Source organism: Pseudomonas sp. PA-7-1E, from assembly GCF_021605325.1.
Classification (GTDB): Bacteria; Pseudomonadota; Gammaproteobacteria; order Pseudomonadales; family Pseudomonadaceae; genus Aquipseudomonas; species Aquipseudomonas fluorescens_BV.
This window is the reverse complement of sequence record NZ_WKFA01000012.1, coordinates 117,572-130,966: the sequence shown is the minus strand read 5'-3', so window position 1 is coordinate 130,966 and position 13,395 is coordinate 117,572. Positions and strand designations below refer to the sequence as shown.

The 13,395-nt window shown below is 61.4% G+C and carries 13 protein-coding genes and 1 pseudogene; 9 read left to right on the top strand and 5 right to left on the bottom strand.

From position 1 onward, the window contains the following. Positions 1–16 precede the first annotated feature (16 nt). Complete coding sequence (locus GIW79_RS10915) at positions 17–682, top strand: TetR/AcrR family transcriptional regulator (protein WP_054896166.1); 666 nt, start codon at positions 17–19, stop codon at positions 680–682. A gap of 135 nt (positions 683–817) precedes the next feature. Here GIW79_RS10915 and GIW79_RS10910 read toward each other — a convergent pair. Further along, positions 818–1,666, bottom strand: a pseudogene (locus GIW79_RS10910) (shikimate dehydrogenase). Beyond that, on the bottom strand, positions 1,666–2,112 hold the full coding sequence (gene aroQ, locus GIW79_RS10905) for a type II 3-dehydroquinate dehydratase (protein WP_019818037.1): 447 nt from the start codon (positions 2,110–2,112) through the stop codon (positions 1,666–1,668). The pseudogene GIW79_RS10910 and the gene aroQ overlap by 1 nt, the downstream one beginning before the upstream one ends. 39 nt (positions 2,113–2,151) lie before the next feature. Here aroQ and GIW79_RS10900 point away from each other — a divergent pair, with 39 nt between their 5' ends. From GIW79_RS10900 to GIW79_RS10890, 3 genes are all read left to right on the top strand, one after another. Then, positions 2,152–2,379, top strand: coding sequence for a hypothetical protein (locus GIW79_RS10900; protein ID WP_125919839.1), 228 nt, complete (start codon positions 2,152–2,154; stop codon positions 2,377–2,379). An 84-nt stretch (positions 2,380–2,463) separates the two neighbouring features. Then, positions 2,464–2,892: a DUF4160 domain-containing protein gene (locus GIW79_RS10895; protein WP_057975527.1), complete on the top strand. Its 429-nt coding sequence runs from the start codon at positions 2,464–2,466 to the stop codon at positions 2,890–2,892. Then, complete coding sequence (locus GIW79_RS10890; RefSeq protein ID WP_034126939.1) at positions 2,889–3,353, top strand: DUF2442 domain-containing protein; 465 nt, start codon at positions 2,889–2,891, stop codon at positions 3,351–3,353. Before GIW79_RS10895 ends, GIW79_RS10890 begins: the two co-directional genes overlap by 4 nt. Before the next feature lie 116 nt (positions 3,354–3,469). Here GIW79_RS10890 and trmA read toward each other — a convergent pair whose 3' ends face one another. Continuing rightward, positions 3,470–4,549, bottom strand: a complete 1,080-nt coding sequence (gene trmA / locus GIW79_RS10885) for a tRNA (uridine(54)-C5)-methyltransferase TrmA (protein WP_105228603.1) — start codon at positions 4,547–4,549, stop codon at positions 3,470–3,472. After that, positions 4,546–5,841, bottom strand: coding sequence for an NCS2 family permease (locus GIW79_RS10880; RefSeq protein ID WP_003194342.1), 1,296 nt, complete (start codon positions 5,839–5,841; stop codon positions 4,546–4,548). Before GIW79_RS10880 ends, trmA begins: the two co-directional genes overlap by 4 nt. 188 nt (positions 5,842–6,029) lie before the next feature. On the opposite strand from GIW79_RS10880, the gene GIW79_RS10875 reads away from it, so the two are divergent. From GIW79_RS10875 to GIW79_RS10860, 4 genes are all read left to right on the top strand, one after another. Next, positions 6,030–6,476: a DUF4879 domain-containing protein gene (locus GIW79_RS10875; RefSeq protein ID WP_236456331.1), complete on the top strand. Its 447-nt coding sequence runs from the start codon at positions 6,030–6,032 to the stop codon at positions 6,474–6,476. Positions 6,477–6,572: 96 nt separating this feature from the next. Continuing rightward, complete coding sequence (locus GIW79_RS10870) at positions 6,573–7,097, top strand: (2Fe-2S)-binding protein (RefSeq protein ID WP_034126942.1); 525 nt, start codon at positions 6,573–6,575, stop codon at positions 7,095–7,097. Further along, entirely contained in the window at positions 7,094–8,083 is a 990-nt protein-coding gene (locus GIW79_RS10865) for an FAD binding domain-containing protein (protein WP_020301733.1), read from the top strand. Before GIW79_RS10870 ends, GIW79_RS10865 begins: the two co-directional genes overlap by 4 nt. Continuing rightward, on the top strand, positions 8,080–10,263 hold the full coding sequence (locus GIW79_RS10860; RefSeq protein ID WP_072448293.1) for a xanthine dehydrogenase family protein molybdopterin-binding subunit: 2,184 nt from the start codon (positions 8,080–8,082) through the stop codon (positions 10,261–10,263). Before GIW79_RS10865 ends, GIW79_RS10860 begins: the two co-directional genes overlap by 4 nt. Before the next feature lie 136 nt (positions 10,264–10,399). On the opposite strand, the gene GIW79_RS10855 is transcribed toward GIW79_RS10860, so the two are convergent. Next, complete coding sequence (locus GIW79_RS10855) at positions 10,400–11,638, bottom strand: MFS transporter (RefSeq protein WP_057975523.1); 1,239 nt, start codon at positions 11,636–11,638, stop codon at positions 10,400–10,402. Between the two features lie 316 nt (positions 11,639–11,954). On the opposite strand from GIW79_RS10855, the gene GIW79_RS10850 reads away from it, so the two are divergent. Then, positions 11,955–13,394, top strand: a complete 1,440-nt coding sequence (locus tag GIW79_RS10850; RefSeq protein WP_014720025.1) for a cytochrome ubiquinol oxidase subunit I — start codon at positions 11,955–11,957, stop codon at positions 13,392–13,394. Position 13,395 lies beyond the last annotated feature (1 nt).

Here is a 13,395-nt window from a genome sequence, read left to right as displayed (position 1 = left end):
TGGCCGTGAGCGCACCATGACCTCGAGTCCCGATCTCCCCGCGGTAGCTGACGCACCGCGCAAGAGTCGCAAGAACAATCCGGAAAAGACCCGGGAGAATATTCTCCAGGAAGCCATTGTCGAGTTTGTTCAACAGGGCCTGGCCGGCGCTCGCGTAGACGCCATCGCTGAGCGCATCCATACCTCCAAGCGCATGATCTATTACTACTTCGGCAGTAAGGAGCAGTTATACGTCGAGGTATTGGAGAAGCTCTACGGCGATATCCGCAACACCGAAACCCGCATGAACCTCACGGCCCTGGAGCCGCGTGAGGCGATTCGCCGGCTGGTGGAATTCACCTTCGATCACCACGACCAGAATGTGGATTTCGTGCGCATCGTCAGCATCGAAAATATCCACAACGCCGAGTACGTCAAGCGCACCGACACCATCAAGGCGATGAACAGCAAAATCCTGGAAGGGTTGGGGGAGACCTTGCGCCGCGGGGCTGAGTTGGGGCTGTTTCGCGAAGGGCTGGAGCCGCTGGATGTGCACTTGCTGATCAACTCGTTCAGCTTTTATCGGGTGTCCAACCGGCACACCTTCAGCGAGATTTTCCAGATCGAGCTGTCGGATGAGGCGATCAAGCAGCGCCATCGGGAGATGATTTGCGAGTCGGTGCTGCGCTACCTGCAAGCCTGAGAACTGATCGTTCCCACGCACTGCGTGGGAATGCCGACATGGACGCTCTGCGTCTGCTGTCAAAGTCGTGACGCGGAGCGTCACGTGAGGCGTTTCCACGCAGAGCGTGGGAACGATCATGATGGGGTTGCATCCCTAGATATTCATGCTCTGGAAGTGCGCCAGCATTCTGTCTGCATCCGCCACTTCGCCGCTGAACAACTCAAACGCCTTCACCGCCTGAAACACCGCCATATTGCCGCCATCCAGGGTACGGCAACCCAAGGCGCGCGCGTCGCGCAGCAGTTGGGTTTCCAGCGGGAAGTACACAATTTCCGCCACCCACAATTCAGCCCGCAACAACGCCGCAGGCACAGGCGTGCCGGGCAGCTTGGCCATGCCCATCGGCGTGGTGTTCACCAGGCCATCGGCTTAGGCCATGGCGTTTTCCAAGTGGCTGCCGACTTGAGCGCGACCGATGCCGAACTGCTGGGCAAGGTTATCCACAAGGTCCTGGGCGCGAGTGCGGTCGACATCGAAGATGCTCAAGTACTCCACGCCTTCTGCCAACAGTGCATGGGCCACTGCCGCGCCCGCACCACCGGCGCCCATCTGCACCACGCGTTGGCGCGGTACGTTGTGCAAGTTGCGCCGAAAGCCTTCGGCGAACCCCAGGCAGTCGGTGTTATGACCGATGCGTTTGCCACCCTTGAACACTACGGTGTTGACCGCACCAATGCCCCTGGCTTCATCGGAGAGCTCATCGAGCAAAGGCAGGATCGCCTGCTTGCACGGGTAGGTAATGTTCAGCCCGGTGAAGTGCATCAGCTCGGCGGCCCGTAGTAATTCCGGCAGGGCGCTGAGGTCCAGGTGCAGCGGCTCCAGGTCGATCAGGCGATACAGGTAGCGCAAGCCCTGGGCGTCGCCTTCCTGCTCGTGCAGTGCCGGTGTGCGTGAGGCCTGGATGCCGGCGCCGATCAGGCCCGCGAGTATGCGTGGTTTCATCAGGTGCGTCCCTTCAGCGTCAGGCTGAAATGTTCCAGTGCCAGGTGGTAGCCATGGCTGCCAAACCCGGCCAGCACGGCCTGGGCGATCGGTGACACAAACGAGTGATGACGAAAGGCTTCACGGGCATGCACGTTGGATAAATGCACTTCGATCACCGGCACTTCACTGGCCACCAGGGCATCGCGGATCGCGACCGAAGTGTGAGTCCAGGCCGCCGGGTTGATCACAATACCCGCGCAGCGGTTGCGGGCGCCGTGGATCCAGTCGAGCAATTCGCCCTCGTGGTTGGTCTGGCGAAACTCGATCTTCAGCCCGAGCTTGTCGGCGCTGCGACCACACAAGGCGGCAATGTCGGCCAGGGTTTCATGGCCATAAGTGGCAGGCTCGCGAGTGCCGAGCAGGTTGAGATTGGGGCCGTTGAGCACCAGCACGATGGGCGGCATAGAGGCTTCTCCACAGTTCTTATTGGTTGTGGAGTCAAAATGTACTGGTTGGTTAATTTGGTCAATGGATGGCTGCGGATCTGTTCGGTGATCGAACGTTTAATCAATGCAATTGCTGGATCACTGGCTGATGTGCATTCGGTTGAAGTATTGCGCGAGGTTGCTGAACGAGGAGGACTTTCGAGCATTGGCCGGGTCGTTCCAGTCGTTGGCATCACTGGTTACAACCCGGCATTCGCCGGTTTTTTTGTGGTTACTAATCTGTGAAACAGCTTCGGGAATAGGAGCCGGTTGTCGGGTGGCAGAGGGAAATTGTTACCTGACGGAAAATAACCTAACGGATGGGTTACGATGAGAGTAGGTGCTTACAAAGGCTATGTCATTTCGGTGTTTATCAGGGATGAGCATTGCCCGCCCCATGTGCATGTCAGGGGCAAGGGATGGGATGCGCGGTTTCGTTTCAGTTTCCTGGATGGGGAAGTTGAGTTGTGGGATGTAGAGCCTGAACGGAGGCGGCCACCCACAGCACTTCTGAAGGAGATACGCGGGGCGATCATGCAGCGGCACTACTTGGCGCGGGCACGCAGGATTTGGTGGGAAAAACTGCAGACGGTTTGCCTGGAGAATCATTCCTGGAATTGGGACGCTGGTGAGTTGGTTCCAGGATTGGTCATTCGACACGGCGTCTATGTCATCGCCAGCGCCAGGCACGATGTCATAGCGCAACGGACTATTTTGAATCTGGTAAGAGCGCCAGATTGCGTGGGGATTAATTTATGAAAATCATAAAAGCCAAAGTCACACCTTATGTACCTCTCACTGAAGCCGACGTTGACAAGGCAATCGCCCGAGGACGCAGGTTGAAACGCCTGTACGCCAACGCCAGTAACGTACGTTATGAAAACGATTGCCTCTCCATTGGCTTCAGCGATGGCAGCCGCGTTGTGTTGCCGGTGGCTGGCCTGCCGGAGTTCGAAGGGTTTTCAGAGAAGGATTTCCAGCAGTTGGAAGTGACTTTCGGAGGCAAGGCGATTAGCTGTGAAGCGCAGGACCTGGATGTTTCGATCACTGGGTTGATCGCTACAAGCCAGCCGCTGATGGACCTGGCAACCAGCCTGGTGGCATCGCGCAATGGTCGCAAAAGCAGCGCGGCCAAGACCGCAGCGGCCCGGGCCAATGGCAAGAAGGGTGGCCGGCCACGCAAGGAAGTACCGCAGCCCCCAGAGACAACAGACACTTGAATAAACAGTAGGAGCGAGCTTGCTCGCGAAAACCCCACAGGCACCGCGTTCATCCAGGAAGCACGCGTTATCGTTGACGTTTTTCGCGAGCAAGCTCGCTCCTACAACCCACAGGTTTATCGGCGGGTCAGCAACACGCCCGACTCCATATGGTGCGTCCACGGGAACTGGTCAAACATTGCACACTGGGTGATCCGGTGCGTGTCGTGCAGTTGCGCGATATTCGCCGCCAGCGTCTCCGGGTTGCAGGAGATGTACAGGATGTTGTCGAAGCGCCGGGTCAGCTCGCAGGTGTCCGGGTCCATGCCAGCGCGGGGCGGGTCGACGAAGACGCTACCGAACTCGTAACTTTTCAGGTCGATGCCGTGCAGGCGGCGGAACGGGCGCACTTCGTTCAGGGCTTGGGTGAGTTCTTCGGCGGAGAGGCGTACCAGGGTGACGTTCTCCACGCCATTTTCATCCAGGTTGCTCAGGGCCGCATTCACTGAGGTCTTGCTGATCTCGGTGGCCAGCACCTTGCGCACGCGGGTCGCCAGCGGCAGGGTGAAGTTGCCGTTGCCGCAGTACAGCTCCAACAAATCGTCCGGGCGATCACCCAGCGCTTCGTAGGCCCAGTTGAGCATCTTCTGGTTCACCGTGCCGTTGGGCTGGGTGAACGCGCCTTCGGGTTGGCGATAGCTGAAGGTGCGCCCACCGACGTCGAGTTTCTCCACCACGTAGTCGTGGCCGATCACATCGCGCTTGCCCTTGGAACGGCCGATGATGCTCACATTCAGCTCAGCGGCCAATGTGTTCGCGGCGGTGTGCCAATGTTCGTCCAGCGGGCGGTGATAACACAGGGTGATCATCGCGTCGCCGGCCAGGGTGGTGAGGAACTCCACCTGGAACAGCTTGTGGCTCAGGGCGGCGCTGGCTTGCCAGGCGGCCTTGAGTTGCGGCATCAACTGGTTGATGCGCTGGCTGGCGATGGGGAACTCTTCGATGAGGATCGGCGTGCGCTTGTCCTCCTGGGAGAACATCGCGTAGTGGCGCTCGCCGCCTTCGCGCCACAGGCGGAACTCCGCGCGCAGGCGGAAGTGCTGCAGCGGCGAGTCGAAGACCTGCGGCTCGGGCGCGTCGAACGGTGCGAGCAGGTCACGCAGGCGCGTGACCTTGTCTTGCAGTTGAACGGTGTAACTTGCGGCGTCGAAAGTCATGCGTTGAACCAGCCCAGCTTGATCACAAACAGGATCGACAGGATCACCAGTGCCGGATTCAGCTCACGGTAGCGGCCCGAAAGCAGCTTGATAGCGGTCCAGGCGATGAAACCGAAGGCGATGCCGTTGGCGATGGAGTAAGTGAAGGGCATCGCCAGGGCGGTGATCACCACCGGCGCTGCCACCGTAATGTCGTCCCAGTCGATTTCGGCCAGGCCTTGGCTCATCAGCACCGCCACAAACAGCAAGGCTGGCGCGGTGGCATAGGCCGGCACGCTGGCGGCCAATGGCGAGAAGAACAACGCCAGCAAAAACAGGATCGCGACCACGATGGCGGTCAAGCCGGTACGGCCACCGGCGCTCACGCCTGCGGCCGATTCGATGTAGCTGGTGGTGGTCGAGGTGCCCAGCAGGGAACCGGCCATGGCGGCGGTACTGTCGGCGATCAGTGCGCGGCCCATTTTCGGCATATGGCCGTCCTTACCCATCAGGCCGGCGCGCTTGGCCACGCCGATCAGGGTGCCGGAGTTGTCGAACAGGTCAACGAACAGGAAGGCGAAGATCACACTGACCAGGCCGATGTCCAGCGCGCCCTTGATATCCAGCTGCAGGAAGGTCGGCGCCAGGGACGGCGGTACTGAGGTCACACCGATGAACGGCGTGAAGCCCAGGACGATGGAGGCGACGGTCACCGCCAGGATGCCGATCAGCACTGCGCCGCGTACGGCCAGGGCTTCCAGCGCGACGATCAGCACGAAACCCAGGGTGGCCAGGATCGGCGCCGGTTGTTTCAGGTCGCCCAGGCCAACCATGGTGGCCGGATTGCTCACCACGATACCGGCGTTATGCAGGGCGATCAGCGCCAGGAACAGGCCGATACCGGCAGCAATCGCCGAGCGCAGCGGCAGCGGGATGGCGTTGATGATCCACTCACGAATGCGGAAGATCGACAGCAGGAAAAACAGCACCGCCGAAATGAATACCGCGCCCAGCGCCACCTGCCAGGTGTGGCCCATGTGCAGGACCACGGTGTAGGTGAAGAAGGCGTTGAGGCCCATGCCCGGTGCCAGGGCAATCGGGTAGTTGGCGATCAGGCCCATCACGGTCGAACCGATGGCGGCCGCCAGGCAGGTGGCGACAAACACCGCGCCCTTGTCCATGCCGGTCTCGCCGAGGATGCTCGGGTTCACGAAGAGGATGTAGGCCATGGCCAGGAAGGTGGTGATCCCCGCGAGAATCTCGGTGCGCACATTGGTGTTGTGGGCTTTGAGTTGAAACAGCTTTTCCAGCATGCCGGCTCCCTGTGACGCTAGTGTGCGTCGTGATTTGTTGACCTCTAAGTCAAAGCACAAACTGCGCCAAACGCTTGTGGTTTCAGAGAGGATCGGAAAAAGCGGCGCATCATACCAGCAGCCGAGGCTGTGTGGCGCATGGGCTTGAGGCATACTGCGCCGACGTTCAATACCGGGTCATTGCCAGCATGAAAAAAGCCAACCTGTGGAGTCTAGCTCTGATCGCCAGTATCAGCCTGTGGCTGGGCGCGGCACCGGCATGGGGCGCGGCTGCACCGGCCTTGAGCGAGGTGCGGGTGTTCAAGGTGGAATCGGCCAACTGCAGCGAAGCGATCCCGGAGCGGGTCAACACCACCCAGATGTGCGAGCACCGCGGGCCCACCCAGGTCTCGGTGATGGAAGTGGGCCTGGGCAACAGCCCCATGGGCCGCTTCAACGGCGCGGAGTTGAATGGGCAACGCACAGCGGTGTGCCAGGTCGGCAACATCAGTGAGGCGTGCAACGGCGTGGGCACCCTGATGGGCTACATCTATGTGTTCGACCTGAACGTCCAGGCCCAGGGCTGGTTCGAATTCACCAATACCTCGATCAACCCGCCGCAAAACACCCTGAAAGCCCAGCTCAATATCCGCTGATCAATCATCTTGAACGCTCAAAACCCCGGGAAGTCGTACCCCTAAGACGGCGATTTTTCTGAACGCCGCGGACGTACACCAACCCGTGAGGTGTTTATGAGCGCGACCCCCAATGGCGCGGCGGCCCAGCCGTTCGTCGCCCACCCGATACGCCTGACACTCAACGGCCAGGATCGCCAACTGAACGTGTTGCCCTGGACCACCTTGCTGGACTTGCTGCGTGAACAGTTGGACCTGGTGGGCAGCAAAAAAGGCTGCGACCACGGCCAGTGCGGCGCCTGCACTGTATTGCGTGACGGCAAACGCGTGAATGCCTGCCTGACCCTGGCCGTGATGTGCGACGGCGCCGAATTGACCACCATCGAAGGCCTGGCCGACGGCGACCAACTGCATCCCATGCAACAGGCCTTTATCCAGCACGACGCTTTCCAGTGCGGCTATTGCACCCCCGGGCAGATCTGTTCTGCCGTGGGCCTGGCCAATGAAGGCCGCGCCCACGACCGTGCGCAGATACAGGAATTGATGAGCGGCAACCTGTGCCGCTGCGGCGCCTACAACAACATCCGCGATGCCATCGAAGACGCGCTGCCGGCCTGCCGTCGCCAGGGAGGTGAGTCATGAATCCCTTCCACTACAGCAGGCCGACCGATGTGCAGCAGGCCGTTCAGATGAGCAGCGCCGCCTCGCGCTTTATCGCCGGTGGCACCAACCTGCTGGACCTGATGAAGGAAAACATCAGCCATCCCGAGCACCTGATCGACATCACCGGCTTGCCGCTGCATGACATTCAAGAGACCGCCGAGGGTGGCCTACGTATCGGTGCGCTGGTGAGTAACGCAGACCTGGCCTGGCACCCACTCATTGAGCAGCGTTACCCGTTGCTGTCCCAGGCCATCCTCGCCGGGGCGTCCCCGCAGTTACGCAACATGGCCAGTACCGGCGGCAACCTGTTGCAGCGCACCCGTTGCTATTACTTCTACGACGCCGCGGTACCGTGCAACAAGCGCCAGCCCGGCAGCGGCTGCCCGGCGCGCAACGGTTTGAACCGTATCCATGCGATCCTCGGCGCCAGTGAACAGTGCGTGGCCACCCATCCATCGGACATGTGCGTGGCCCTGGCGGCGCTTGCGGCGCGGGTGCATGTAGAGGGACGTGGCGGTGCGCGGGTGATCGAGTTCGCCGACTTCCATCGATTGCCAGGCGATGCGCCGCAACGTGACAACCAATTGGCCGACGATGAGCTGATCACGGCCATTGAGCTGCCCGCCGATCACCTGGCCCGCCACAGCCATTACCTGAAAATCCGTGACCGTGCCTCCTATGCCTTTGCCTTGGTTTCGGTGGCCGCCGCCTTGGAACTGGACGGCGATGAAATCATCGACGCCCGCCTGGCCTTGGGCGGTGTGGCGCATAAACCATGGCGTGACCGCGCAGTGGAAGCCTTGCTGATTGGCCGCACGGTCAGCCGCGAAACCTTCAGCGCCGCCGCCGACGCCCTGCTGCAAGACGCCGAACCGTTGGAACACAACGGCTTCAAGGTCAAGCTGGCGCGGCGAGCAATCATTCGTGCCCTGAGCGACGCCGCCGTCGCAGGAGAACAGCCATGAGCGCCATCGGCAAACCCCTGGACCGCGTCGACGGTCTGCTCAAGGTCACCGGCCAAGCTCGCTATGCCGGTGAGTTTCCCGAGGACGGCCTGCTGCATGGCAGCGTGGTGTCGAGCACTATCGCCAAAGGCCGGGTGCTGAGCATCGATGCGTCCAAGGCGTTGGCCTTGCCCGGTGTAGTGGACGTGATCCATCACCTCAACCGGCCGAAAATCGCCAGCTATGACGAGGCGTTCGCCGATGCCGATGCGGCCGATGGCTCGCCTTTTCGTCCGCTGTATAACGACCGCGTGCTCTACAGCGGCCAGCCCCTGGCCCTGGTGATTGCCGATAACCTCGAACTGGCGCGGCACGCCGGCTCGCTGGTGCAGATCGACTACGCGCCCGAAACCTTCGAAACCGACCTGCTCACCCAGCAAGCGGCGGCGCACCCGTCGCCCCAGACCCCGCCCGAACCGCGAGGCAACTTCGAAGCTGAATGGGCCGGTGCCGCAATCAGTCTGGACCTGCACTACAGCACGCCCATCGAGCATCACAACCCGATGGAACCCCACGCCAGCACCGTGCTGTATCAGTCCGATGGCACTCTGCATATCCACGACAAGACCCAGGGCCCGCAGAACTGCCAGGCCTATGTGCAAAAAGTCTTCGGCTTGGACAAGCGCCAGGTGCGCATCTTCGCCGCTTTCGTCGGTGGCGCCTTCGGTTCGGGCCTGCGCCCGCAATACCAATTGCCGCTCGCGGTGATGGCGGCCATGGCGCTCAAACGCTCGGTGCGCGTCACCCTGACGCGCCAACAGATGTTCACCTTCGGCTATCGTCCGCGCACCTTGCAGCGTTTGCAGATGGGCGCCGCCGCCAATGGTCGCTTGCTGGCGTTGGGGCATACCGCGATTGGCCAGACGTCGCGCTTTGAGGATTTCAGCGAGCACGTGGTGGAGTGGAGCGGCATGCTCTATCACTGCGACAACGTGCAACTGACGTACAAGTTGGCGCCGTTGGATGTGTTTACCCCGCTGGACATGCGTGCCCCCGGCGCCGCACTAGGCGTGCTCGGCCTGGAGTGCGCCATGGACGAACTGGCGTGTGCCCTGGCCATCGACCCGGTGCAATTGCGCCTGATCAACTACGCCGAACGTAACCAGAACGAAGACAAACCCTGGTCGAGCAAGGCCCTGCGCGAGTGCTACAGCGAAGGCGCCGAACGCTTCGGCTGGCACCAACGCAACCCGGAACCGCGTAGCATGCGTGACGGCCGCCAACTGATCGGCTGGGGCATGGCCGGCGGCGTGTGGGAGGCCATGCAGATGAAAGCCAGCGCCAAGGCGCGCCTCGACGCGCAGGGCAAGCTCACCGTCAGCAGCGCCACCACCGACATTGGCACTGGCACCTACACGGTGATGACCCAGATCGCCTCCCAGGCCAGCGGCGTGGCCATGGCCGACGTGCGTTTTGTGCTGGGCGATTCGTCGTTGCCCACGGCGCCGTTGCAGGGCGGCTCGTTTACCGTGTCCTCGGTGGGTACGGCGGTGCAGCAAGCCTGTGAAGCGCTGAATGCCAAGTTGCTCCAGGTCGCCCGGCAGACCTACCCGGTGTTCAAGGACGCCGAAGCCGTGCGGTTTGAAGAGGGCCAACTGCATGCCGGTGATGTGAGTGTTTCGTTGGCGCAACTGGTCAAGGACAGCGGTGAGGAGGTGCTGCAAGCACAGGTTGACAGCGAGCCGGACAAGAAGCGCCAGGGCTATGCCTGCGCGACCCATTCGGCGGTGTTTGTCGAGGTGCGGGTTGATGAAGACCTGGGCACCATCAGGGTCAGCCGTGTGGTCAGCGCCATTGCCGCGGGGCGCGTGGTCAACCCCAAGATGGCCCGCAGCCAGATCCTTGGCGGCGTGGTGTGGGGCATTGGCATGGCCCTGCATGAAGAGACCCAGGTCGACCATGAGCTGGGGCGTTACATGAACCACAGCCTGGCCGAGTACCACATCCCGGTGAACGCCGATATTGGCGAGATTGACGTGCTGTTTGTCGAAGAGCACGACGAGATCGTCAATGCGCTCGGGTCCAAGGGCGTGGGGGAAATCGGCATTGTCGGGGTAGCGGCGGCGGTGGCGAATGCGGTTTACCATGCCACCGGCAAGCGGGTTCGGGAGTTTCCGATTACCTTGGATAAGGTGCTATAGCCCAAACCGTCAGACCAATGAAGTTCCAGTGTGGGAGCTGGCTTGCCTGCGATAGCGGTGTATCAGCCACCAGAAAGTTGCCTGATACACCGCTATCGCGGGCAAGCCCGGCTCCCACAGGGTATGGCGGTGAAGCCTATGGCTTGGTTTCTTCCACCGGCACATGCATGCGATCCCGGTTGGCCAGGGTCGGGAACAGCTTGATCCACACCCCGGTCACCACCAGGGTGCCAACCCCGCCCATCACCACCGCAGGCACGGTGCCAAACCAGTGGGCGGTAATCCCGGATTCGAATTCGCCCAATTGATTGGACGCACCGATAAACAGGCCATTGACCGCACTCACTCGCCCGCGCATTTCATCTGGCGTTTCCAACTGCACGAACGATGCACGGATCACCATGCTGATCATGTCTGCCGCGCCCAGTACCACCAGCACCGCCAGTGAAAACCAGAACGAAGTCGACAGGCCGAAGGCGATGGTTGCCACCCCGAACACGCCGACGGCGGTGAACATCACGCGGCCCACCTTGCGGTCTACTGAGAACCGCGCCAGCCACAGTGACATCAGCAATGCGCCCACGGCCGGGGCCGACCGCAGCAGGCCCAGGCCCCAGGCACCGGTCAGCAGGATGTCCTTGGCGAACACCGGTAACAGCGCGGTGGCGCCGCCCAGCAGCACGGCAAACAGGTCCAGGGAGATGGCGCCAAGAATGTCCGGGCGGCTGCGGATAAAGCGTATGCCGGCCAGCAGCGAGTCCAGGGTGGCCTTGGCTTTGTTCAGCGGAGTCTGGCGTGCGGGCAGGTTAAGTGTCAGCACGCAGGCGATCAGGTACAGCGCCACGGTGGGGCCGTACACCCACACGCTGCCAAACGCGTAAAGCAAACCGCCCACGGCCGGTGCGACGATGGTCGCCAGTTGCTGGGCCGATTGCGATGCCGCCACGGCCCGGGGGAACAGCGCGCTGGGCACGATGCTCGGCAACAGTGCCTGGGTGGTGGGCATTTCAAATGAGCGCGCAGCGCCGAGCAGGAAGGCGAGGATGAAGATCATCTCGCGAGTCACGTTGCCGGTCAGGCCGCCGATGGCCAGGGACAAGGCGATCAGCGCCTGCAAGGTCTGGCAGATGGCAGCGACCCGGCGGCGTTCATAGCGATCCGCCACGTGCCCGGTGTGCAGCATGAACAGCACGCGCGGCACGAATTCCACCAGGCCGACCAGGCCCAGGTCCAAGACGTTGCCGGTCAGCTGGTACAGGTTCCAGCCGATCGCCACGGTGAGCATCTGGAAGCCGCTGGCGGTAAAGATCCGCGCCAGCCAGAACGCGATGAAAGGGCGGTGGTGACGTAACAGCAACGCAGGTTCACTGGGCATCGGCAATCAGGTCGGCAACGGGAGAATGGCGAGATTAGCATCAAGCTGTAACAAATAGTTGCAAGAACTGAGCTGAGGCAAGCTGTCACGCGGCAAAAGACCACACAGTCCTACAGCAAAAATGGGACTACTCTTTCAACGATGCTTGATCCAGATCAAAACCTGCCCCGGGATTGTTCTGGCGGCCGCAAGGCCAGATTCCCCACGCGATGGGTAATAAAAGAAACGAATTGAAATTCGCCACACTCCATATCCGTGGGGGCAGTGGGTGCAGGCTCCCAGCCAGCAGCCGGTATTACCTGACAGAGGAAGACTTATGTTCGGTTTGGAGGCGCTAGATCTCGCCCGAATTCAATTCGCGTTCACCATCTCATTCCACATCCTGTTCCCGGCGATCACCATCGGCCTGGCCAGTTACCTTGCGGTGCTGGAGGGCTTGTGGCTCAAGACCCACAACGACACCTACCGTGACCTCTACCACTTCTGGTCGAAGATCTTTGCCGTCAACTTCGGCATGGGTGTGGTATCGGGCCTGGTCATGGCGTACCAGTTCGGTACCAACTGGAGCCGCTTCTCGGACTTCGCCGGTGCCGTCACCGGGCCGTTGCTGACGTACGAAGTGCTCACGGCCTTCTTCCTCGAGGCCGGTTTCCTGGGCGTGATGTTGTTCGGCTGGAACAAGGTGGGGCGCAAGCTGCACTTCTTCGCCACGGTGATGGTGGCCGTGGGTACGTTGATCTCCACGTTCTGGATTCTTGCCTCCAACAGCTGGATGCAGACGCCCCAGGGCTTTGAAATCATCGATGGCCGCGTAATACCGACCGACTGGCTGGCGGTGATCTTCAACCCGTCGTTCCCCTACCGCCTGATGCACATGGCCACGGCTGCTTTTGTTGCCACGGCGTTCTTCGTCGGCTCGTCGGCGGCCTGGCATTTACTGCGCGGCAAGGACAACCCGGCGATCCGCAAAATGCTCTCGATGGCGATGTGGATGGCCCTGATCGTTGCGCCCATCCAGGCGGTGATCGGCGACTTCCACGGCCTCAATACCCTCAAGCATCAACCGGCCAAGATCGCCGCGATTGAAGGCCACTGGGAAAATATCGGCAACGAGCCCACGCCGCTGATTTTGTTCGGTTGGCCGGACATGAAAGCCGAGAAAACCAAATACGCGGTCGAGATTCCGTACCTGGGCAGCCTGATCCTGACTCACTCCCTGGACAAGCAGGTGCCGGCGCTCAAGGAGTTCCCACCTGAAGACCGCCCCAACTCCACCGTTGTGTTCTGGTCGTTCCGGGTCATGGTCGGCCTGGGGTTCCTGATGATCTTCACCGGTCTGTTCAGCCTGTGGCTGCGCCGGGGCGACAAGATGTACACGTCCAAACCGTTCCTGTACCTGGCGCTGTGGATGGGCCCGTCTGGGCTGATTGCGATTCTTGCCGGTTGGTTCACCACCGAAATTGGTCGCCAGCCCTGGGTGGTCTACGGGTTGATGCGCACGGCGGATGCCTCCTCCGGGCATAGCCTGACGCAGATGACCATTACCCTGGTGTTGTTCGTGGTGGTGTACTTCGCGCTGTTCGGCGCGGGCCTGGGCTATATGATGCGCCTGGTGCGCAAAGGCCCCGTGACCCACGACAGTACCGAGCCCGCCCATGGTGGCCCCGGCCAGAAACGCACCCCCGCGCGTCCGTTGTCTGCTGCCGACGATGGCAGTGATAACGACCACGACCACATCCAGCACAAGGGGAATTGAG